Here is a 20649-nt window from a genome sequence, read left to right as displayed (position 1 = left end):
CGCCGCTCCGCGCAGAGAGTCGGGAGCCGGGACCCGGGAGGGAGGCTCCGGGGGAGGGACGGGGAAGCGCGCGGTCGGAGGTGGGCGCTACCGGGCGCGCCCACCGGCCGCGGGCGGTTCAGGGCTGTGCGGGCCCCTCGGGCCGGGTCAGGCGGCGTCCATGTCGGAGGACAGCAGCTCCACCAGCGCGTCCAGCGCCTGGTCGGCGGCGCTCTCCTCAGTGTGGTCGCACGTCAACGTGACCGTTTCGCCGTGGTTGGCGCCCAGCGCCATGACGGCGAGCATGCTCCGCGCGTCCACCGGGTCCTGGTCCGGGCGGGCGATGAAGACGGGCAGGCCGGTCTCGTTGACGGCCTTGACGAACAGGGTGGCGGGGCGGGCGTGCAGCCCGAGCCTGGAGCCGATGGTGACGGTGCGCTGTGTGGGCATGTCGGTCCCTCTTCTCGGTTGGGGGGCGGGGTCAGAACGTGTCGATCCGCTTCAGAGCGTGTCGATCCGCTGGTGCGGGTCGGGCTCGGCCACCACGGTGGTCTCGTGGGCGGCCACGTGGTCGGGGGTGGGAACGGTCGTCCCGGGGAGGGACACCGCCGCCGCGCCCCAGGACACGGCACGCGCCAGCCCCTTGTCCGGCGGGCCGTCCTCGCTGAGGAAGCCGGCGAGCGCGCAGTCGCCCGCCCCCACCGTGCTGCGCGCGCGGACGAGCGGACCGCGTGCCCACCAGCTGCACGTGTCGTCGACGAGTATCGCGCCGTGGCCGCCCAATGTCACCAGGGCTTGTTCGTTGCCCCAGGACAGCACCTCCCTGGCCGCCGCCACGACGTCCCCGACGGTGGACAGCGTGCGCGCGGTGAGCTCCTCCAACTCCTCGTGGTTGGGCTTGAGCAGGGTCACCGAGCCCGCCCGCGCGGCCTCGACCAGCGGCGGACCGGAGGCGTCCAGGGCGAGCGGGACACCGTAGTGGGAGGCCAGCCGCGCGACGCGGACGTAGAAGTCGGTGGGGGTTCCCCCCGGAAGGCTGCCGCAGGCCACGAGCCAGTCCGGACCCTTGGTCAGCTCGTCCTCCACGGTGTCGAGGAGGGTGCGGGTCTCCGCGGGGGACAGGACGGGGCCCGGCGCGTTCAGCTTGGTGGTGGTCCCGTCGGCCTCGGCGACGGTGACGTTGGCGCGGGTCTCGCCCTCGATGGGGACGGTGGTGCGGGGCAGGTCGCCGAGCAGGGCGGTCAGCTCGGCGCCGCCCCCTCCGCCGACGGGGAGCACGGCGCGGGTGGGCACGTTGGCGCCGCTGAGCGCGCGCGCCACGTTGACGCCCTTGCCCCCGGGGTGGGCGCGGGTCGCCTGGACCCGCAGGACCTCGCCCCGCACGAGGCCGTCCACCTCCAGGGTGTGGTCCACGCTCGGGTTCGGCGTGAGGGTCAGGATCATCGGTGGCTCTCTTCGATGGTGTCTGCGCGGCCCGATCAGTCTGTGTGAGTGTCTTCGATTATGTGTGTTTGGTTGCGTGTGTCAACACTCGTGGACTCCTGGGCCGAGGGTCTGATGTGGGGGGTTCATGGTGGGGTCACTGAGCGTATCGCCTTGTGTCATCCCAGGTGAGGATAGTGAAGCACAGCGGTGGGGTCGGTCGGCCGGAGGGGGAGTGCGATGTGGGTATTGCTGGGATATTGGATGGGGTTGCCACTTGTGTGTCCTGGGCAACACGTCTAAACTCACTGAAAACCACACCGAAACACAGGTGATCCAACATGTACGCGGAAGAACGCCAGAAGGAGATCCTCGAACGCGCCCGCCGTGACGGCCGGGTCGACGTCACGGGGCTCTCCTCGGAGTTCGACGTCACCTACGAGACCATCCGGCGCGACCTCACGGCACTCGAACGCCACGGAGTCCTGCGCAGGGTCCACGGCGGCGCGATCCCCGTCGAGCGACTGGGCTTCGAACCCGCGCTCAACGTGCGCGATTCCGTGCTCACCGAGGAGAAGGAGCGCATCGCCAAGGCCGCGCTGGCCGAGCTGCCCGAGGAGGGCGCCATCCTCCTCGACGCGGGATCGACCACCGGTCGCCTGGCCGAACAGCTCCCGACCGACCGCGAGCTCACCGTGGTCACCAACTCACTGTCCATCGCACTCACGCTCACCACACGAAGCAACATCAATCTCATGCTGCTCGGCGGCCGCCTGCGCAACCGCACCCAGGCCACCGTCGACGCGTGGGCCCTGCGTTCACTGTCGGAGTCCTTCGTGGACGTGGCCTTCATGGCCGCCAACGGCGTCTCCGTCGAACGCGGGCTCACCACGCCGGACACGGCCGAGGCCGAGGTCAAACGGGCGATGCTCGCCTCCTCACGTCGAGCGCTCCTCCTCGCCGACCACACCAAGGTCGGCAACGACCACTTCGCGCGCTTCGCGGGAGTGGACCAGCTCGACAAGATCATCACCGACACCGGCCTCGCCGCAGGCCTCGCGGACGAACTCGAGTCCGCCGGCCCGGCTGTCCTCACGGTCTGACCGACCACCAGTCACCACCGAACGGCACGGCATGTCGCCTGCCCACCTCCCAAGGAGGTCTCCCCCATGACCAAGCAACAGTCCAGCGAGCGGCTCGCCTCAGTGCGCTCCGGCGTCCAGCGCTTCGGCGGTTTCCTGTCGAGCATGGTGATGCCCAACATCGGAGCGTTCATCGCCTGGGGCCTGGTCACGGCCTTGTTCATCGAGACGGGCTGGGCGCCCAACGCCGTCCTGGCCGAACTCGTCGGGCCGATGATCACCTTCCTCCTCCCACTCCTGATCGCCTACACCGGCGGCCACCTGATCTACGATCGGCGTGGCGGTGTGGTCGGCGCGGTCGCCGCGATGGGCGTGATCGTCGCCGCGGACATGCCGATGTTCCTCGGCGCCATGGTCATGGGACCGCTCGCCGCCTACCTGATGAAGAAGTTCGACCAGGTGGTCCAGCCCCGCATCCCCACGGGCTTCGAGATGCTGGTCAACAACTTCAGCGCGGGAATCCTGGGCGGGCTGCTCGCACTGACGGGCGTCTACGCCGTGGCCCCCGTGGTCACCGCCATCGCCCGCGGGCTCGGGGCGGGGGTGCAGTTCCTCGTCGACATGAGCCTGCTGCCGCTGGTGTCGGTCATCGTCGAGCCGGCCAAGGTGCTCTTCCTCAACAACGCCCTGAACCACGGCGTCCTGGGCCCACTGGGCGTGGCCCGGGTGGCCGAGGAGGGCAAGGCGATCGAGTTCCTCATCGAGACCAACCCCGGCCCCGGTCTCGGCATCCTCCTGGCCTGCATGTTCTTCGGGCCGAAGATCAGCCGCGCCACCGCGCCCGGCGCGATCCTCATCCACTTCTTCGGCGGGATCCACGAGATCTACTTCCCGTACATCCTCGCCCAGCCCAAGCTCATCCTCGCCGCGATCGGCGGCGGCATGTCCGGCCTGGCCACCTTCATGGTCCTGGACGCCGGCCTGCTCGCCACTCCCTCGCCCGGCAGCATCATCGCGCTCATGGCGGTGACCCCGCGCGGTGACCACGTCGCCGTCCTGGCGGGCGTCGCGGTCGCCACCGTCGTCTCCTTCGCCCTGGCCTCGCTCCTGCTCGGCTTCGGCCGGTCCGAGCGGCGGGCCGAGAGGGCCCAGAAGGAGTCGGCCGTACAGAACACGAAGGAGACCACGTCATGACCAGCATCCAAGGATCCGACGTCAGGAAGGTCGTCGTCGCCTGCGACGCCGGTATGGGCAGCAGCGTCCTGCTCACCAACCAGCTGAAGAAGCAGCTCAAGCCCTACGGGGTGACCGTCGAACACGCCCAGGTGGACCGGGTGCCCGGTGACGCCGACGTGGTCGTGTGCCACGCCGGGCTCGTGGACCGCGCCCGCGGCAACCTCCCGGACAAGGTCGTCGTCGGCTTCCAGATGTTCATGGGGGACCCGGCGTTCGCCCGCCTGGAGCAGGCGATCAAGGAGGGCGAGACCCTTGCCGAATAACCTGGCGCTGACCGCCGACGCCGTCCGGCTGGGCCGCACCGCGGCCGACAAGAAGGACGCCATCGACCAGTGCGGCGCCCTGCTCGTCGAACTGGGCGCGGTCGAACCCGGGTACGTGTCCGCGATGCACGAGCGCGAGGCGTCGGTCAGCACGTTCCTCGGCGAGGGCGTGGCCATCCCGCACGGCACGGACGCCTCACGGGCCCTGATCAAGGAGACCGCGCTGGCCCTCGTCCAGTTCCCCGACGGGGTCGACTGGGACGGGAACACCGCGTACCTGGCGGTCGGCATCGCCGCGTCCGGCGACGAGCACATCGGAGTGCTGTCCGCGCTGGCCACCGTGCTCAGCGATCCGGACCGGGCCCAACGGCTGCGCTCGGCGTCGGCCGCGTCCGAGGTCCTCGCCCTGCTCGGCCCCGGCGGGGACGGCTGAGGGCGGACCGCCTCGACCGGTTCGCGCGGACCGGCCCGCGCCACGCCCCGTCGCACCATCACGCCATCCACCCCGGCGCGGCGGCTCCACTCCACCGCCCGCGCCCGGGCTCCCCGCGCCGCCGTTCTCGGCGCGGGGAGCCCTCCACCACCACGAAAGGCCCCACCATGCTCGTCGCCCGCTTCTACGCCCCCGGTGACATCCGCCTGGAACAGGCACCCGAACCCACCGCCGGGCCCGGCCAGCTCAAGATCGCCGTCGCCAACTGCTCCACGTGCGGCACGGACGTGAAGATCTCCCGCCACGGCCACCACCACATCGACCCGCCCCGGGTGATCGGGCACGAGATCACCGGCCGGATCACCGGGATCGGTGAGGGCGTCACGGGCTGGTCCGAGGGTGACCGCGTCCAGGTCATCGCGGCCATTCCGTGCGGCACGTGCCACGAGTGCGAGGCGGGCCGGATGCCCGTGTGCTCACGCCAGCAGTCCATGGGCTACCACTACGACGGCGGGTTCGCCGAGTCCATGGTCATCCCCGAGGCCGTTCTGGCCGTCGACGGCGTCAACCGCGTTCCCGAGAACATCGACATGGCCGAGGCGTCCCTGGCCGAACCGCTCGCCTGCGTGCTCAACGGGCAGGAGATCGCGGGGGTCGGCGAGGGCGACACCGTCGTCGTCATGGGGGCCGGGCCCATCGGCTGCCTGCACGTGCGCCTGGCCCGGGCCCGCGGCGCGGCACGCGTGTTCCTGGTCGACATCAACCGGGGACGCCTGGACATGTCCGCCGACGTGGTCCGGCCGGACGCCGCCATCGCGGGTGAGGAGACCGACACCGTCGCCGAGGTGCTGCGCCTGACCGGCGACCGCGGCGCCGACGTGGTCATCACCGCGGCCGCCTCGGGGCGGGCCCAGGAGGACGCGCTGCGCATGGTGGCGCGCGGCGGCCGGGTCAGCTTCTTCGGCGGCCTGCCCAAGGACGACCCGATCATCCAGTTGGACTCCAACCTCGTCCACTACCGGGAGATCTCGATCTTCGGGGCGAACGGCTCCAGCCCGGAGCACAACCGCCGTGCCCTGGAGCTGATCGCTTCGGGCGCCGTGCCCGTCGCCGACCTCATCACCGAGCGGATGAGCCTGTCCGACGTGCACAAGGCCATCGAGACCGTCGCGTCGGGGACCGCGATCAAGGTGACGATCCAGCCGTGAGCCCGTTCCACCCCACTGGTGCCCCGGCGCCTTTCGCGGTTGGCTGTGGGCGAGGCATTCGCACACGCCCGCCGGTCCAGGCGATGGGCCGGGGTGAGCCGAGACCGATCGACGACCCGAGCCAGGAGCGATGATGCCGCAGACCGGCCACCCAGACATCCCCACACCCAGGGACGCCGCCCGTGAGGGCACGTCCGCGGAGGGACCCGACCGCGCGGGCGCCGCCCGGTTGGAGGGGATCCCCGCCAGCCCCGGCGCCGCCGTGGGCCCCGTCGCGCGGATGTCCGCGCCGCCGACCCTGCCCGAGGCGCGCCCCGCCCCTGCGGGCGCGGAGACCGAGGCCGAGCGCGCCCGCGAGGCACTCGACCGGGTCGCCGAACAGTTCGACGCGCGGGCCGAGGGTCTCGGCGAGGAGGCCGCGGCGGTCCTCGGCGCGTTGGCGCTCATGGCCCGCGACCCCGAACTGGGCCGCCGGGTCTCCGAGCGCGCGGCCGGGGGCGACCCCGCCGCGTGGGCGGTCCACGCCGCCTGCGGCGCCTACCAGGACCTCCTGCTGTCGGCCGGGGGCTACCTGGCCGAGCGGGCCGCCGACCTCGCCGACATCCGCGACCGCGCCGTCGCCCATCTGCTCGGCCTGCCGATGCCCGGCCTGCCCGACCCCGGACACCCGCACGTGCTGGTCGCCGACGACCTGGCCCCGGCCGACACCGTCCAGCTGGACGGCGACCAGGTGCTGGCCATCGTCACCCGGTACGGCGGGCCCACCAGCCACACCGTGATCCTGGCGCGGTCGCTCGGCATCCCCGCGATCGTGGGCTGCCGGGGCGCCGACGGGCTGGCGGACGGGACGCGGGTGGCGGTCGACGGTGACACGGGGCGGATCGACGTCGAACCGGACGCGGAGCGGGCCACCGAGGTCATGCTGCGGGCGCGGCGCCGACGCGAGCTGCTGGCCGACTCGGCCGGGCCCGGGCGCACCGCCGACGGCACCCCTGTGGCCCTGCTGCTCAACGTGGGCGAGGGCGACCCCGACGCGACGGGCGCGCTCGACAGCGAGGGCGTGGGGCTGCTGCGCACCGAGTTCCTGTTCATGGACCGGGCCGAGCCGCCGACGGTGGCCGAGCAGACCACCGCCTACGCGCGTCTGTTCCGCGCCTTCGAGGGGCGCACCGTCACCGTGCGCACGCTGGACGCGGGCTCGGACAAGCCGCTGGCCTTCGCGGGGACCGGGCCCGAGGACAACCCGGCGCTGGGCCGACGGGGCTTCCGGACGGCCCGGGTGCATCCGGAGCTGCTGACCGACCAGCTGGCGGCGATCCGGGCCGCCGCGGACGGCTCCGGCGCGCGTGTGCGGGTGATGGCGCCGATGGTGTCCACCCCGGCGGAGGCGTCGGAGTTCGTCGCGCTGGCCCGGGAGGCCGGGATCACCGAGGCGGGAGTGATGATCGAGGTCCCGGGCGCGGCCCTGCTGGCCGATCGGCTGCTGCCGCGCGTGGACTTCGTTTCCCTGGGGACCAACGACCTCGCGCAGTACACGATGGCCGCGGACCGGACCCTGGGCACGCTGCCGGACCTGCTCGACCCGTGGCAGCCCGCGCTGCTGGACCTGGTCGGCAGGGTTGGGGGCGCCGGCGAGGGCGCCGGGCGCCCGGTGGGCGTGTGCGGTGAGGCCGCCGCGGACCCGCTGCTCGCGGTGGTGCTGGTCGGGCTGGGCGCGACGAGCCTGTCGATGGCCGCGCCCGCGCTGCCCGCCGTGCGGTACGCGCTGGCCCACCACACCCGGCGGCAGTGCCGGGACCTGGCCGGACTCGCGCTGGCCGCCGCCACCGCGACGGAGGCCAGGGACGCGGTCCGCGCCGCGGCGAGTCCGGAGGTCGCCGACCTCTGAGCCGTCGCGGCCCCGGCTCCGCGCTCCGCGGCCGGATCGGCGCCGGCCGCTTGGTCCTTGAGCCCCGGCGCCGGCCTCTGGGGCGATGCCGATCCGGTCGGCCCCGAGGGCGCGAACGACGATGCCCCGCGCGCCACGAGGCGTGTTCCAGCGATCCCCGCGACGCCCTGGATTCCAGGGAGTCGCGGGGATCGTGGTCTCTGGGGAGCCGAAGGCCCGGTTCTTCGAGGCGCTCGATGGAGAGTCGGGCGGCGTTCTCGCGGCTGCCCGTGTGGTGGGACCGCTCGGCGGCACCCGGCCCCTTCCCGGCCCCTCGCGGGTCAGGTCGTGTAGTCGGCGTTGATCCGGATGTAGCCGTCGGTCAGGTCGCAGCCGTAGACGGTGAACGCGCCCTCGGCGATGCCCAGGTCGACGCTGATGACGACCTCCTCGCCCTTCATGTGCTCGGCGGCGCGCGCCAGCGTCTCGCCGGTGGCCGGGGTCGGGAAGGTCTCCACGTCACCGAACACGATCCGCACGTTCTCCGGCTCGATGTCGGTCTCCGCCTCGTTCTTGCCGACCGCCATCGCCACCCGGCCCCAGTTGGGGTCGGCGCCGTGGACGGCCGTCTTGACCAGCGGAGAGTTCACCACGGCCTTGCCGACCCGCTTGGCCTGGGCGTCGTCGCGCGCCCCGGTGACACGCACCTCCAGCAGCTTGCCCGCGCCCTCGCCGTCGGAGGCGATCTTGCGCACCAGCGCCAGCGCCACGTCGTAGAGCGCCGACTCGAACGCGTCGGTGTCCACCCCGCCCGCCAGCCCGTTGGCGAAGATCGCCGCGGAGTCGCTGGTGGAGGTGTCGGTGTCGATGCTCAGCGCGTTGAACGTGCGGTCCACGACCCGGCGGAACACCGCGTCCAGGACCGGCTGCTCCAGGTCGGCGTCGGTGAAGAACCAGGCCAGCATGGTCGCCATGTTCGGCTCGATCATGCCGACGCCCTTGGCGATGCCGGTGACGGTCGCGGCGCCCACCCTGGCCGAGGCGGTCTTGGGCTCGGTGTCGGTCGTCATCATCGCCCACGCCGAGCGGTCCAGGTCGGCCGGGGGGAACTCCGCGGGCAGATCGTCGAGGAAGGCGCGCACCTTGTCCATGGGGTAGGGCACGCCGATCACCCCGGTGGAGGCGATGAGGAGCTCCTCCGGCTCCACGCCCGCCGCGCGGGCCACGCGCTCCTGCACCTCACGGGCGTTGGCCTCCCCGGTCATCGTGGCGACGTTGGCGTTGCGGGCGATGACGGCGACCCCGCGGGCGCGGCCGTCGGCGGCCGCGCGGCGGCTCAGGACCACACTGGAGCCGGCGAACCGGGACCGGGTGAACACGGCGGACACGCTGGCGGGCACCTCCGAGACGACGGTGAAGAAGTCGTCCCTGGGGTCCTTGATCCCGATGTTGCCTGCCACGCCGCGGAAACCGGCGGGCACGGGGGTCTGGCTGCTCATCATCCTCCTCGGGGCTTCGTGGCGTCAGCCTACTCACCCGCGTGCCCCGCGCCCGATTACGGTTACGACCTGCGAGGGTTTCGTCCTGTACGGACGTGGCGCCGGAGTGACAAGACTCTGGTAACGGGGTATCCGCCGAATGCGAGTGGACACCCGGGGGGAGGCGTGTTGTGCGTGATGGTGACTGGCTCACGGAGACGGGAGCGCAGATCCGAGGCGTCCTGAAGGTGATGGTGGACGCCCAGTGGCTGCCGGGCGGTGCCGCCGTCATCGGCACGGGCGGCATGTGGGAGTTCGTCGCGGTCGGCCGCGTGAACGAGCAGAACGACACCGCGCCGGACGTCGCCTACGACGCGGCGAGCCTGACCAAGGTGATGGCGACCTGGCCGCTCGTCGGCCAGGCGGTCGCCGAGGGGATGTTGGACCTGGACGCCCCGATGTCCGAATACCTGCCGGTGGCGGACCTGCCCGGAGGGGCGGTCACCACCCGGCAGATCCTGACCCACACGAGTCGGCTCAATCCGGTCACGTGGCTGGAACGCTACGTGGGCACGGACGAGGACCTGGCCCAGGCTCTGTTGGCCGATCCGTTGGAGGAGCCCGGGTACGCCTACGTGGACCGGGGCTTCATCGTGCTGGGCCTGCTCCTGGAGCGCCTGTACGGCACCGGGCTGGACCGCCTGGCGGGTGACCTGTGGGACGAACTGGGGATGCGTTCCACGACCTACGGGCCGCTCGCCCGCTCACCCGGGGTCGCCCCCACCGAGCGCCGCCTGACCGGAGCCGCGCCCACCTGGGGCGTGGTCCACGACGAGGCGGCGGCGCTGATGGGCGGGGTCGCCGGGCACGCGGGCATGTTCACCACCGCCATCGACCTGGGCGCCTTCGCGCGCGAGGTCCTGCGGATCCACGAAGGGGGCGACGGGGTCGTGCCGTCGTCGTACGTGCGGGCGAGCTGGCAGCCGCACGTGGACGCCGGGCAGGGCCTGTGGCGCGGTCTGGGCTGGCTGATCACCCAGGAGGGCGTGGTCTACCACCACGGGTTCACCGGGACCAGCCTGTTCCTGCACCCGTCCAGCGGCCGCTACGTGGGCGTGCTGACCAACGCCGTGCACTACGGCCGGGACCGGACGGGGCTGGTGGACCTGCGGGCGGCGGCGCGGACGGCGCTCACGCACCAGGAGCACGGATCGAATCCGTGAGGTCGGTGAGGAAGGCGGCCAGTCCGGCCGGCCCGTCGAGGACGAGGTCGGCGGCCTCGGCCACGGCGGTGACCTCGCTGGAGGACGCGCACACGGTCAGGCCGGGCGTGCCCGAGGCGCGCAGGTCCCGGACCGCGTCGAACGCGGGCAGGTCACCGAGGTCGTCGCCGGCGTAGAGGACGGTGCCGGCGCCCGCCGCGGTGGCGAGTCCGGTCAGGGCGGCGCCCTTGTCCACACCCTGTGGACGGAGTTCGATCACCATCCGCCCCGGTTCCACCCGCAGGTCGGCGCGTGCGGCGAGCTCCTCCAGGTGCGGGGCGAGCCGTGCGAGGGCGGCGTCGGGATCGGCGGTACGGCGGGTGTGCACCGCCAGGGAGCGGTCCTTGTCCTCGATGAAGGTGCCCTCGGGGGCGCCGACCCGGTCGATCAGGCCGGGCAGCTCGGCGCGGACGAGCTCCACCCCCGGTGGCGGGTCGGCGGCGACGACTGCGCCGCCGGACCAGCGCTCGGCGCCGTAGTGGCCGAGCACGGTCAGGTCCGGGACGCGGTCCAGCCCGCCCAGCTCCACCACGGTGGCGGCGGGGCGGCCGGTGATCACCGCCGTCGTGCCGACGAGCGGGGACAGCGCGGCCAGCGTCTCCACGATTCCGGGATAGGGGGCGGAGTCGCGGGGATCGTCGACGATCGGGGCGAGGGTGCCGTCGAAGTCGAGGGCGACCAGGGCGGTGGCGGGCTCGGCCAGGAGCGCGGTGAGCGCGGCGCGTCCGGCGTCCGTGCTCGGCTGGGGCAGGGACATCGCAGACCTCTCCGGAGGGGGTGGGTCACGGCGGCGGGCATGGGCGTGTTCCGTGGATGCTCACCCTGCCGCGCGTCGCCCCAGCGGCGCTCTCATCAGTCGACAGGGGAACCACTCGGGCCCCCGCTGTGCGATGACGGCGAAGCCCGCACAGTAGGGGAGTTCCTTCTTCGGCCTTGTGAGAGCACCACTGGATACGCGGCTCGCGACGGGCAGCATCCACGGAACGCGCCCTGGGACGCCAGACTATCGGCGCGCCCCCGCCCGATCCTGTCGTATCCCCTGTGTCGGGAGATCGTCGGCGGTGACGGCGTGTTCGGCCGGATGCGTCGGGGAGCGGGCGGAGGTACGGGGATGGCCCGTGCGACACGCCCGGCGGCGTCGACCTTCCTCATGCGGATCGTCGGCGCCGGAGGTGGAGGATGCGGACTTGCGGGGAACGGAGGGTTCGCGGTGGGGGACGGGACGGTGTCAGAGCTGGATGCCCAGTCGGCGGGCGTTGCGCTGGCGGCGGCGGTCGGCACGCAGGCGACGCAAGCGCTTGACCGTGAGCGGGTCGAACGCGAGCGCCTCGGGGCGTTCCACGAGCCCGTTGAGCAGTTGGTAGTAGCGGGTCGCGGAGAACCCGAACTCGTCACGGATCGCCTGTTCCTTGGAGCCTTCGAACTTCCACCACTGGCGTTCGAAGACGAGGATGCGCTGTTCTCGATCGGCGAGAGCCGACTGACCGTCCTCGTTCGGACCGATATTCGGCATGGGACACCCCCTGGACGGGAAATTGGTTTGTCCGGATCGGCGCGACTCATGCTAGCGACTCGACATGCCGGATGCGGAGGGGAAAACCCAGGACTGGCACCGGGGATACAGTTGCGTTCCCTGCCCGGGAGGCCCTTGTCCGCACCGGGAACCTGTGCTCATGGCAGGATGTGGAGGGTCCGGGGAGGGCCGGGGAGAACGCCGACCGCATCGTTTGAGGGAGCCTGACGTGCTCGGGGGCAACAGCCGCAACAGGACGCACAAACGTCATCTACGTACGGCGGTGGCCGGCACGGCCGCGGTCGTCTTCGGGTTCGCACCGGCCTCCGCCGCGGCGGACGCCGTCCCCGACCTCCGTCCCGAACAGTGGGGTCTGATCTCCATCGGCGCCCCCGAGGTGTGGGAGGAAACACAGGGCGAGGGCACCACGGTGGCCCTGCCCGGGTTCGCCGTCCTCGAGGACCACCCGGACCTGCGCGACAACCTCACCCTGGACACCGGGTTCGGCGGCGGGGGCGACGAGGCGGTCGGTACCGCCGCGGCCGCCCTCGTGGCGGCGCACGGCCACGGCCGCGACGCCGACGGGGGTGTGCTGGGCGTGGCCCCGGAGGCCGGGCTGCTCGCCGTACCCACCGAGGACGACCTGCCCGGAGCGGTCCGGCACGCCGTGAGCGAGGGCGCGCCGGTCATCCTGCTGCCGGAGAACGACGGCGGCGAGGACCTGGCCGCGGCCACCGAGGAGGCCGCCGGAGCCGGCATCCTGGTCGTCGGCCCCGCCGAGGGCGGGGACGACCCCAACGTGCTGGCGGTCGCGGGCGTGGACGAGGCCAACGCGCTCATCCCGGGCTCAGCGTCGGCCGAGACGATCGAACTGACCGCGCCCGGTGCCGAGCTGGACACCGCCGACCCCGAATTGGGCGCGGCCCAGGTCACCGGGACCCCCTACGCGGCCGCCATGGCCGCCGGCGCGGCCGCCCTGCTGCGCACGCACTACCCCCAGCTGGGGCCGGAGCAGATCCGGACGGCGCTGGTCGAGGGCTCACAGCAGGGGCCCGGCGGCCTGCCCGCCCTGCACGTGCCCACCGCCGACCGCCAGGCGGGCGGGACGGCCGAGGACATCCCGCTGATCGACGAGGACCTGGCCCAACGGGACGACGATGGTGGCGGCGTCCCGGTGTGGGCGTGGTTGGCCAGCATCGGCGCCGTCCTCGTGCTGGGAGTCCTGCTGCTGGTCGTGTGGGTCCGCCGCTCCAGCGCCGACCCCTACGGCGTCAAGGCCGAACGGGCCGCCGAGGACGAGCGGATCGCGGCCGAGCGCGCGGCCGAGGCCGGTCCGGAGAGCCGCCGCAGGCAGAAGGGCGGCCGCCGCCGCAAGCCCCGCCGGGGTGCCTAGGACGCGTGTGGCGGATACGCGCCCTGCTGCGCGTCGCCCCAGCGCCGCTCGCGACGGGCGGCACCCACCACACACGCCTTGGGACGTGTGTCGACGACGCGGCTCGTGGCCGACATGTGTGCGCATGGTGTCGGAGCGTGCGGAGGGCGCGCTTCGCGTCGCTCATGGTCACAGAGGCGTCGACACACCGTGAGCAATCAGTGCATGTGCATATGTAAGCACCGTCGGATGCCTTGACGTGGGCGGACGAGCGGAGAAGGCTTTGTGGAATGTCACCCCTTGAAGCGTCTCCGTTGCCCTCACGAGGCCAGCCCGTGCCCGAGGCCCCCGAGTCACGCAACCTCGTCAACGGGCGTGTGCACATCATCCCCTACGACCCCAAGTGGCCCTACCTGTTCAAGCGGGAGGCCGAGCGCGTGCGCGCCGCACTGGGCGACCGCGCCCTGCGGATCGAACACGTCGGCTCCACCGCCGTGCCGGGCCTGGCCGCCAAACCCTGCGTCGACCTCCTCCTCGTCGTCGCCGACCCCTCGGACGAGGCCGCCTACGCCGCCGATCTCGAAGCCGCCGGATACTCACTGGTCATCCGGGAGCCCGACTGGTTCGAGCACCGGGTCTTCAAGGGTCCCGACGTCAACCTCAACCTGCACGTGTTCGGCGAGGGATGCGGGGAGGTGGACCGCATGCTCCGCTTCCGCGACCGCCTCATCGCCGACTCCGGAGCGCGCGAGCGCTACGCCGCCCACAAGAAGGAACTGGCCGAGCGCACCTGGCAGTGCGTCCAGGACTACTCCGAGGCCAAGTCCGACGTCATCGAGGAGATCCTCGCCGAGGCGGCGTCCGAGTAGGACCCGCAGCAGGCCGGCAGTGCCGCAAGAGCGCGTCCCGTTCCACCGGAGGCGGACGCGCCCGGAGCCATGTCCGGCCCACCCCCGCCGCCTGCGTCACGTGCGTGCGTCTGGTGAGCTGCGCGGGGCGCGTGCGGCCCAGGCGGTCAGGAACAGCGCCGCCCCGCACAGGGCGACGACCGTCCACCCGGGACGGCTCGCCGCCGCGAACGCGGCGGGGCCGGCGTCCGCGACCAGGCTTCCGGCGAGCGCGACACCGACCGCCGTTCCGACCTGCCGGGCCGCGGAAGCGGTACCGCCCGCGACACCGGCGCGCTCCGGAGGCAGCCCGCTCACCGCGGAGTCGGTGATCGGCGCGTTGGCGAAGCCCACCCCGACCCCGACGAGCAGATAGGCGGCCATGAGCGGGAGCGGCCCGCCCGCGCCGTCGGCGAGGCCGAACAGCAGGACCCCTCCGGCGAAGAGGGAGCCGCCCGCGATCACCAGGGGCGGGCGCGCGCCGACCCGCCCGACCAGGAACCCCGACAGGGGAGCGCAGACGGTGGCCCCCAGGGCCAGCGGCAGCGTCGCCGCACCCGCGGCCAGGGGCGTCCAGCCGTGCACGCCCTGCCAGTAGAAAGTGGTCATCAGCAGGGTCATGCTCAGGGCCACGAACACGGCGACGGCCCCGAGGACGGCCCCGGTGAAGCTCGGCACCCGGAACAGGCCGGGGTCGATCAGCGGTTCGCGGCGCCGCGACTCCCACCAGACGAACACCACCGCCGCGGCCGCCGCGGTCCCGGAGCCGGCCAGGGCCGCGGGCGAGGTCCAACCGAGGTCCGGTCCCTCGATCAGCACCGCGATCCCGGCGCCCAGCAGTACGACCAGGAGCAACTGCCCCGGGAGGTCGAGCCGGCGCACGCGCGCTCCCCGCGACTCCGGTACGAGCACGGCGACCAGGACCAGGGCGACGAGGACCACGGGCACGTTGACCCAGAACACCGCCCGCCAGTCGAAGGCCGCGATCAGCGCGCCGCCCGCCGTCGGCCCCGCCGCCATGCTCAGACCGAACACCGAAGCCCAGACGCCGATGGCCTGCGCCCGCTCGCGGCGGTCGGGCATCGCGTTGACCACGATCGCCAGGGCCACCGGGCCGAGCATCGACGCTCCGACGCCCTGCGCCGCGCGGGCGGCCACGAGGACGCCGAGCGAGGGAGCGGCCGCGCACACGAGCGAGGCGAGCCCGAAGACCGCCAATCCCGTCATGAAGACGCGCCGCCGGCCGAAGCGGTCGGCCAGGGCTCCGGAGGTGATGAGCAGGCTCGCGAAGACCACCGTGTAGGCGTCCACCACCCAGGCCAGGTCGTGGACCCCGACGTCGAGGCCGCGGCCGATCTCGGGCAGTCCGATGGTCACGATCGTCGTGTCGAGTCCCACCAGGAACAGCGCCGACGCGCAGATCGCGAGCACCGTCCAGCGGCGCCGGGTGCTCAGCACCGGGGGTGGTACAGGGGTCGTCTCGGTCACGGGACTCCAGCCTTTCGATCGGGGTGCGGTTTCTCCCGGGCCATGCTCGTGGCGGGACGGCGGCCAGGCCCAGCGGATGTGCGGAATCTGCAACACTGAAGGCGTGGACCCGGACGTGGCAGAGATCCTCGACTCCATCGGCCCGCGGCTGCGCGCGCTGCGCGTCGAGCGCGGACGCACGCTCCGATCGCTCGCGGAGGAGACCGGGCTGTCGGTCAGTGTCCTGTCGCGGCTGGAGACGGGCCGCCGCCAGCCCACCCTCGACCTGCTCATCCCGCTCGCCCGGGTGCTGCGGGTGGCGCTGGACCAGCTGATCGCGGCGCCCGCGACCGGTGATCCGCGTGTGCACCTGGAGCCCTACCGGCACGACAGCGGCGGCGTCGTGGTGCCCCTGACGCGCTATCCGGGCCGCGTCCAGGTCTTCAAGCACGTCCTCGGCCCCCGGGAGCCCAGACTCGTCTCCCACGAGGGCCACGCCTGGCTCTACGTGCTCGCGGGGCGGCTGCGCCTGCTCATCGGCGACCGCGAACACCTGCTCGGCCCCGGAGAGGTGGCCGAGTTCGATCCGTCCGAACCGCACTGGTTCGGCCCGGCCGAGGACACCGCGGTCGAGATCCTGCACCTCTTCGGACCGCGCGGTGACCGGGCGGTGGTCCGCGTCGGCGGCCCGCGGGCCTGACGCCGCGCCCGGCCTCGGGGGAACGAGGGCCGACCCCGGCCATGGGCACGCCCGGGACCGGTATAGTATTGACGGTATAGTTATTGGTTACGTGAGTGAGGTGCCGCATGGTCGAGATCCTGAGCCCCGCCGAGGTGTCCCGAGCACGACGGACGGGTGCCCTGGTCGCCGGCATCCTCCAGTCGGTGCGGGGCCGGACCACGGTCGGCACGAACCTGCTGGACATCGACCGGTGGGCACGGGCGATGATCGTCGAGGCCGGGGCCGAGTCCTGCTACGTCGACTACGCGCCGTCCTTCGGCCGCGGGCCGTTCGGCCACTACATCTGCACGGGCGTCAACGACGCCGTGCTCCACGGGCTGCCGCACGACTACGCGCTCGCCGACGGCGACCTGCTGACCCTCGACCTCGCCGTCTCCCTGGACGGAGTCGCCGCGGACGCGGCCGTCAGCTTCGTCGTGGGCGAGTCGAAGCCCCCGGCGAGCATGGCGATGATCGACGCGACCGAACGGGCGCTGAGCGCGGGGATCGCCGCCGCCGGGCCCGGGGCGCGCACCGGCGACATCTCCCACGCCATCGGCTCGGTCCTCAGCGCGGCCGGGTATGCGATCAACACCGAGTTCGGCGGCCACGGCATCGGATCGACGATGCACCAGGACCCGCACATCGCGAACACCGGCCGGCGCGGTCGCGGGTACAAGCTGCGTCCCGGCCTGCTGCTCGCGCTGGAGCCGTGGGTCATGGCCGACACCGCCGAACTCGTCACCGATCCGGACGGGTGGACGCTCCGCAGCGCGACGGGGTGCCGGACGGCGCACAGCGAGCACACGATCGCCATCACCGACGACGGGGCCGAGATCCTCACCCTGCCGGGGTAGGCGCGGCCCCGCGTGTCCGTCGCCGTACTAGCCGAGGGACCGCAGCTGGTCCTGGAACCACTTGCGCGGCGGCAGCGCCACCGCCGCCTCCCTCAGCCCCTCACGGCGCGCACGGCGCTCGACCGGGTCCATCGACAGGGCCCGGTGCAGGGCCTCCGCCGTCTCCACGGTGTCGTAGGGGTTGACCAGCAGCGCGTGCTCGCCCAGTTCGTCGGCCGCGCCCGCCTCCCGCGAGAGCACCAGGACCGAGTCCCGCTTGGAGAGCACCGGGCCCTCCTTGGCCACCAGGTTCATCCCGTCCCGGACGGGGTTGACCAGCAGAACGTCGGCCAGCTGGAACGACGCCAGCGAACGCGGGTAGTCGTCGTTGACCTCCAGCACCAGCGGGGTCCACTCGGCGGTCGCGAACTCCTCGTTGATCTCCTTGGCCACGCGCAGGACCGCGTCGGTGTACTCGCGGTACTCGGGCACGTCGCCCCGGCTGGGGTAGGCGAACGCCAGATGCGTGACGCGTCCGCGCCACTCCGGGTGCGTCGTGAGCAGCTCCCGGTAGGACTCCAGGCCGCGCACGATGTTCTTGGACAGCTCCGTGCGGTCGACCCGCACGATCAGCCGCGTGTCGCCGACGACCTCCTCCAGCGTCTCGCGGCGGGCGGCCACCGCGGGCTCTGCGGCGCTCTCGTTCAGCCCCGCCTCGTCCGCGCCCAGGGCGTGCACGCCCACGCTGATCACCCGGCCGCCGTACTCGACCGTGCGGCGGTCGAGGTCCACCTCGGCGCGCAGGATCTCGGCGCAGCAGCGCAGGAACGCGTCGGCCCAGCGCGGGCTGAGGAAACCCAGCCGGTCCGCGCCGAGCATGCCCTCCAGCAGTTCGCGCGCGACGTGCGCGGGCAGCATCCGGAAGTACTCCGGAGGCGCCCACGGGGTGTGCGAGAAGTGCGCGATGCGCAGGTCCGGGCGGCGGGCCCGCAGGATGCGAGGCACCAGGGCCAGGTGGTAGTCCTGCACGGCCACCCGCGCGCCGTCGGCGGCCCCGCTCACCAGGGCCTCGGCGAACGCGTTGTTGTAGGCGGTGTAGTCCTCCCACAGACGCCGGAAGTGCGAGCCGAACACGGGCTTGCCCGGGATGTCGTAGAGCATGTGCTGCACGAACCACAGGGTGGAGTTGGCGACGCCGGTGTAGGCGCCGTCGAACGTCCGACGGGGGATGTCGAGCATGTGCACCCGCATGCCGTCGAGGTCGTGGACGCGGTCCAGCCGGGCGTCGGGGGCCTCCTCGGCGGCGCGCCGGTCGGCGTCCGACAGGGCGGCGCACACCCACAGGCCGTCGATCTCGGTGGCGACGGAGATCATCCCCGAGACCAGTCCGCCACCGCCGCGACGGGACTCCAGGGTGCCGTCGTCGGAGACCGAGAAGGACACCGGTCCCCGGTTGGAGGCGATGAGGATCTGTGCCTTGTCCACGTGGTCGTCCTCTCGAAGGCGCGAATGTGACTGGGGTGTGGCGGATGAGGGTACGTCGACGTCTGCGCGCGCCGGGCGCTCCTTCATGTTTCGCCTGTGGAAAGCCTCTCCAAACCCGCTCCAGGTCAGCGAGTGCTCAGGTCACACCGGCGAAACATCGCGCGTGCACCAGCCGCGGCCTGACCGGCGGCGTCTCAGCATGTGAGCCGGATGGTGTAATGCGGATCACCCGGCGTGGAAATCGGGTGAACACGTCCGTTACAGTGACGGTGCGGATCCGACAGGATCAGCTCCAAACTTCATATTGCTCATCCAGAGGGGTGGAGGGACCGGCCCTGCGAAGCCCCGGCAACCATCTCGGTACGCGAGACTCACGTTCCCTGTGAGACGTCCGAGACAGGTGCCAACTCCGGCCTGGGGTCAAGGTGGCCACCAGGGAAGATGAGGGGAGACGCCTCGCCATGGCGATTGCCGCCACTGAACCCACCACCGTCCGCTCCTTCGGTCCCGGGACCGCACTGTCCTGCCGCGAGTGCGGGCAGCGCTACGAGCTCACGCCCAAGTTCGCGTGCGAGTTCTGTTTCGGCCCCCTCGAGGTCGCCTACGACTTCGGGACGGTCACCCGCGAGGACATCGAGAGCGGCCCGAACAACATCTGGCGCTACCGCTCGCTGCTGCCGGTCCCGACCAACGTCGCCGAGCTGCCGAACATGAACCCCGGCCTGACGCCGCTGGTCAGGGCGGACCGCCTCGCCGCCGAGCTGGGCTTCGACTCGCTCCACGTCAAGGACGACTCCGGCAACCCCACGCACTCCTTCAAGGACCGCGTGGTCGCGATCGCCGTCGAGGCCGCCCGCACGTTCGGCTTCACCACCCTGTCCTGCTCCTCCACCGGCAACCTCGCCGGCGCGGTCGGCGCCGCCGCCGCGCGGGCCGGGTTCGAGTCCTGCGTGTTCATCCCCGCCGGGCTGGAGGAGGCCAAGGTCGTCATGGCCGCGGTCTACGGCGGCAAGGTGGTGGCCATCGACGGCAACTACGACGACGTCAACCGCTTCTGCTCCGAGCTCATCGGCGACCCGATCGGCGAGGGCTGGGGCTTCGTCAACGTCAACCTGCGGCCGTACTACGGCGAGGGCTCCAAGACGCTGGCCTACGAGATCGCCGAGCAGCTGGGCTGGCGCCTGCCCGAGCAGATCGTCATCCCGATCGCCTCCGGTTCCCAGCTCACCAAGATCGACAAGGGCTTCCAGGAGCTGATCAAGCTCGGCCTGGTCGAGGACCGGCCGTACAAGATCTTCGGTGCGCAGGCCACCGGCTGCTCCCCGGTCGCCAAGGCGTGGGAGGACGGCCACGACGTGATCCAGCCGGTCAAGCCCGACACCATCGCCAAGTCGCTGGCCATCGGCAACCCGGCGGACGGGCCGTACGTGCTCGACATCGCCAAGCGCACCGGCGGGTCCGTGGAACACGTGGGCGACGACGAGGTCGTCGACGCGATCCGGCTGCTCGCCCGCACCGAGGGCGTCTTCGCCGAGACCGCGGGCGGTGTCACCACCGGCGTGCTCCGCAAGCTGGTGCGCGAAGGACGGATCGACACCAAGGCCGAGACCGTGGTGCTCAACACCGGCGACGGGCTCAAGACCCTGAACGCCGTCGACGCCGGGGTCACCGCGACGGTCAAGCCGTCCCTGGCCGCGTTCACGGCCGCCGGCCTCGCCTGATCCCCGACACCCACTGAACGGAAGTACGAACACCATGAGCGCCAGCGTTCGCGTGCCCACCATCCTGCGCACCTACACCAACGACGCCGCCGAGGTGACCGCCGACGGCGCCACCGTGGCCGACGTCCTGGACGACCTCGAAGCGAACTACCCCGGCATCCGCGCCCGCATCCTCGACGACGCGGGCAAGGTCCGCCGCTTCGTCAACGTCTACGTGGGCGACGAGGACGTGCGCTTCGAGAAGGGGCTGCAGACCGAGGTCGCCGACGGCGCCAAGGTCTCGATCATCCCGGCGGTCGCCGGAGGCTGCTGAGCCACACGTCCCGTTCGCGGGGGCCCGGTACCCGGTCACGGGTGCCGGGCCCCCACGGCGTTCCCGGCCCCGCCCTAGGCTGGGCACGTATCCGGAACTGGTGG

The 20649-nt window shown here is 72.4% G+C and carries 20 protein-coding genes and 1 riboswitch; of the genes, 13 read left to right on the top strand and 7 right to left on the bottom strand.

What is annotated here, in order from left to right; all coding sequences use genetic code 11:
• Positions 1–147: 147 nt before the first annotated feature.
• Together M1P99_RS08380 and pfkB are read right to left on the bottom strand one after the other, a co-directional pair.
• The gene (locus tag M1P99_RS08380) at positions 148–429 is read right to left on the bottom strand and encodes an HPr family phosphocarrier protein (RefSeq protein ID WP_304452086.1); all 282 of its coding nucleotides are present in this window, start codon (positions 427–429) and stop codon (positions 148–150) included.
• Between the two features lie 51 nt (positions 430–480).
• Positions 481–1422, bottom strand: a complete 942-nt coding sequence (gene pfkB, locus M1P99_RS08375; protein WP_304452085.1) for a 1-phosphofructokinase — start codon at positions 1420–1422, stop codon at positions 481–483.
• A gap of 320 nt (positions 1423–1742) precedes the next feature.
• Between pfkB and M1P99_RS08370 the strand changes: the two genes are divergently transcribed.
• The 6 genes from M1P99_RS08370 to ptsP all read left to right on the top strand — a co-directional run bounded on the left by M1P99_RS08370 (position 1743) and on the right by ptsP (position 7511).
• Positions 1743–2504 carry a DeoR/GlpR family DNA-binding transcription regulator gene (locus tag M1P99_RS08370; protein WP_304452084.1) on the top strand — a complete coding sequence of 254 codons (762 nt, stop codon included), beginning with the start codon at positions 1743–1745 and terminating at the stop codon, positions 2502–2504.
• 66 nt (positions 2505–2570) lie between these two features.
• Positions 2571–3677, top strand: a complete 1107-nt coding sequence (mtlA, locus tag M1P99_RS08365) for a PTS mannitol transporter subunit IICB (protein WP_304452083.1) — start codon at positions 2571–2573, stop codon at positions 3675–3677.
• On the top strand, positions 3674–3982 hold the full coding sequence (locus tag M1P99_RS08360; RefSeq protein ID WP_304452082.1) for a PTS lactose transporter subunit IIB: 309 nt from the start codon (positions 3674–3676) through the stop codon (positions 3980–3982). Before mtlA ends, M1P99_RS08360 begins: the two co-directional genes overlap by 4 nt.
• Positions 3972–4415 carry a PTS sugar transporter subunit IIA gene (locus tag M1P99_RS08355; protein ID WP_304452081.1) on the top strand — a complete coding sequence of 148 codons (444 nt, stop codon included), beginning with the start codon at positions 3972–3974 and terminating at the stop codon, positions 4413–4415. Before M1P99_RS08360 ends, M1P99_RS08355 begins: the two co-directional genes overlap by 11 nt.
• 167 nt (positions 4416–4582) lie before the next feature.
• Positions 4583–5623: a zinc-dependent dehydrogenase gene (locus M1P99_RS08350; RefSeq protein WP_304452080.1), complete on the top strand. Its 1041-nt coding sequence runs from the start codon at positions 4583–4585 to the stop codon at positions 5621–5623.
• A gap of 133 nt (positions 5624–5756) precedes the next feature.
• Positions 5757–7511 carry a phosphoenolpyruvate--protein phosphotransferase gene (gene ptsP / locus M1P99_RS08345; protein WP_304452079.1) on the top strand — a complete coding sequence of 585 codons (1755 nt, stop codon included), beginning with the start codon at positions 5757–5759 and terminating at the stop codon, positions 7509–7511.
• Between the two features lie 320 nt (positions 7512–7831).
• Here the strand turns inward: ptsP and argJ are convergent, their stop codons facing one another.
• Entirely contained in the window at positions 7832–8989 is a 1158-nt protein-coding gene (gene argJ / locus M1P99_RS08340; RefSeq protein ID WP_304452078.1) for a bifunctional glutamate N-acetyltransferase/amino-acid acetyltransferase ArgJ, read from the bottom strand.
• Positions 8990–9159: 170 nt separating this feature from the next.
• Between argJ and M1P99_RS08335 the strand changes: the two genes are divergently transcribed.
• Positions 9160–10191 carry a serine hydrolase gene (locus tag M1P99_RS08335; protein WP_304452077.1) on the top strand — a complete coding sequence of 344 codons (1032 nt, stop codon included), beginning with the start codon at positions 9160–9162 and terminating at the stop codon, positions 10189–10191.
• On the opposite strand, the gene otsB is transcribed toward M1P99_RS08335, so the two are convergent.
• Together otsB and M1P99_RS08325 are read right to left on the bottom strand one after the other, a co-directional pair.
• Positions 10160–10987 (bottom strand): trehalose-phosphatase, encoded by an 828-nt coding sequence (otsB, locus tag M1P99_RS08330; protein ID WP_304452076.1) that lies wholly within the window; start codon positions 10985–10987, stop codon positions 10160–10162. The two genes, M1P99_RS08335 and otsB, sit on opposite strands and share 32 nt — an antisense overlap.
• A gap of 471 nt (positions 10988–11458) precedes the next feature.
• The gene (locus M1P99_RS08325; protein ID WP_304452075.1) at positions 11459–11743 is read right to left on the bottom strand and encodes a DUF3263 domain-containing protein; all 285 of its coding nucleotides are present in this window, start codon (positions 11741–11743) and stop codon (positions 11459–11461) included.
• Between the two features lie 229 nt (positions 11744–11972).
• Here M1P99_RS08325 and M1P99_RS08320 point away from each other — a divergent pair, with 229 nt between their 5' ends.
• Together M1P99_RS08320 and M1P99_RS08315 are read left to right on the top strand one after the other, a co-directional pair.
• The gene (locus M1P99_RS08320) at positions 11973–13136 is read left to right on the top strand and encodes a S8 family serine peptidase (protein ID WP_304452074.1); all 1164 of its coding nucleotides are present in this window, start codon (positions 11973–11975) and stop codon (positions 13134–13136) included.
• A 269-nt stretch (positions 13137–13405) separates the two neighbouring features.
• A complete protein-coding gene (locus M1P99_RS08315) occupies positions 13406–13984 on the top strand; it encodes a GrpB family protein (protein ID WP_304452073.1) in 579 nt (192 codons plus the stop codon).
• A 96-nt stretch (positions 13985–14080) separates the two neighbouring features.
• Here M1P99_RS08315 and M1P99_RS08310 read toward each other — a convergent pair whose 3' ends face one another.
• The gene (locus M1P99_RS08310) at positions 14081–15490 is read right to left on the bottom strand and encodes an MFS transporter (protein ID WP_304452072.1); all 1410 of its coding nucleotides are present in this window, start codon (positions 15488–15490) and stop codon (positions 14081–14083) included.
• A gap of 103 nt (positions 15491–15593) precedes the next feature.
• On the opposite strand from M1P99_RS08310, the gene M1P99_RS08305 reads away from it, so the two are divergent.
• Both M1P99_RS08305 and map read left to right on the top strand, forming a co-directional pair.
• Positions 15594–16169, top strand: coding sequence for a helix-turn-helix domain-containing protein (locus tag M1P99_RS08305; RefSeq protein WP_304452071.1), 576 nt, complete (start codon positions 15594–15596; stop codon positions 16167–16169).
• Positions 16170–16276: 107 nt separating this feature from the next.
• Positions 16277–17047, top strand: coding sequence for a type I methionyl aminopeptidase (gene map, locus M1P99_RS08300; RefSeq protein ID WP_304452070.1), 771 nt, complete (start codon positions 16277–16279; stop codon positions 17045–17047).
• Between the two features lie 27 nt (positions 17048–17074).
• On the opposite strand, the gene M1P99_RS08295 is transcribed toward map, so the two are convergent.
• Positions 17075–18511, bottom strand: coding sequence for a trehalose-6-phosphate synthase (locus M1P99_RS08295; protein WP_304452069.1), 1437 nt, complete (start codon positions 18509–18511; stop codon positions 17075–17077).
• Between the two features lie 305 nt (positions 18512–18816).
• Positions 18817–18959, top strand: a riboswitch (SAM riboswitch).
• 13 nt (positions 18960–18972) lie between these two features.
• On the opposite strand from M1P99_RS08295, the gene thrC reads away from it, so the two are divergent.
• Both thrC and M1P99_RS08285 read left to right on the top strand, forming a co-directional pair.
• On the top strand, positions 18973–20232 hold the full coding sequence (gene thrC / locus M1P99_RS08290; RefSeq protein WP_304452068.1) for a threonine synthase: 1260 nt from the start codon (positions 18973–18975) through the stop codon (positions 20230–20232).
• Positions 20233–20266: 34 nt separating this feature from the next.
• Positions 20267–20545, top strand: a complete 279-nt coding sequence (locus M1P99_RS08285; protein WP_179825510.1) for a ubiquitin-like small modifier protein 1 — start codon at positions 20267–20269, stop codon at positions 20543–20545.
• Positions 20546–20649 lie beyond the last annotated feature (104 nt).

Source organism: Nocardiopsis sp. YSL2 (assembly GCF_030555055.1).
Taxonomy (GTDB): Bacteria; Actinomycetota; Actinomycetes; order Streptosporangiales; family Streptosporangiaceae; genus Nocardiopsis.
Note: the sequence above shows the minus strand (reverse complement) of the source record. Positions and strands in the feature narration are given on the sequence as shown.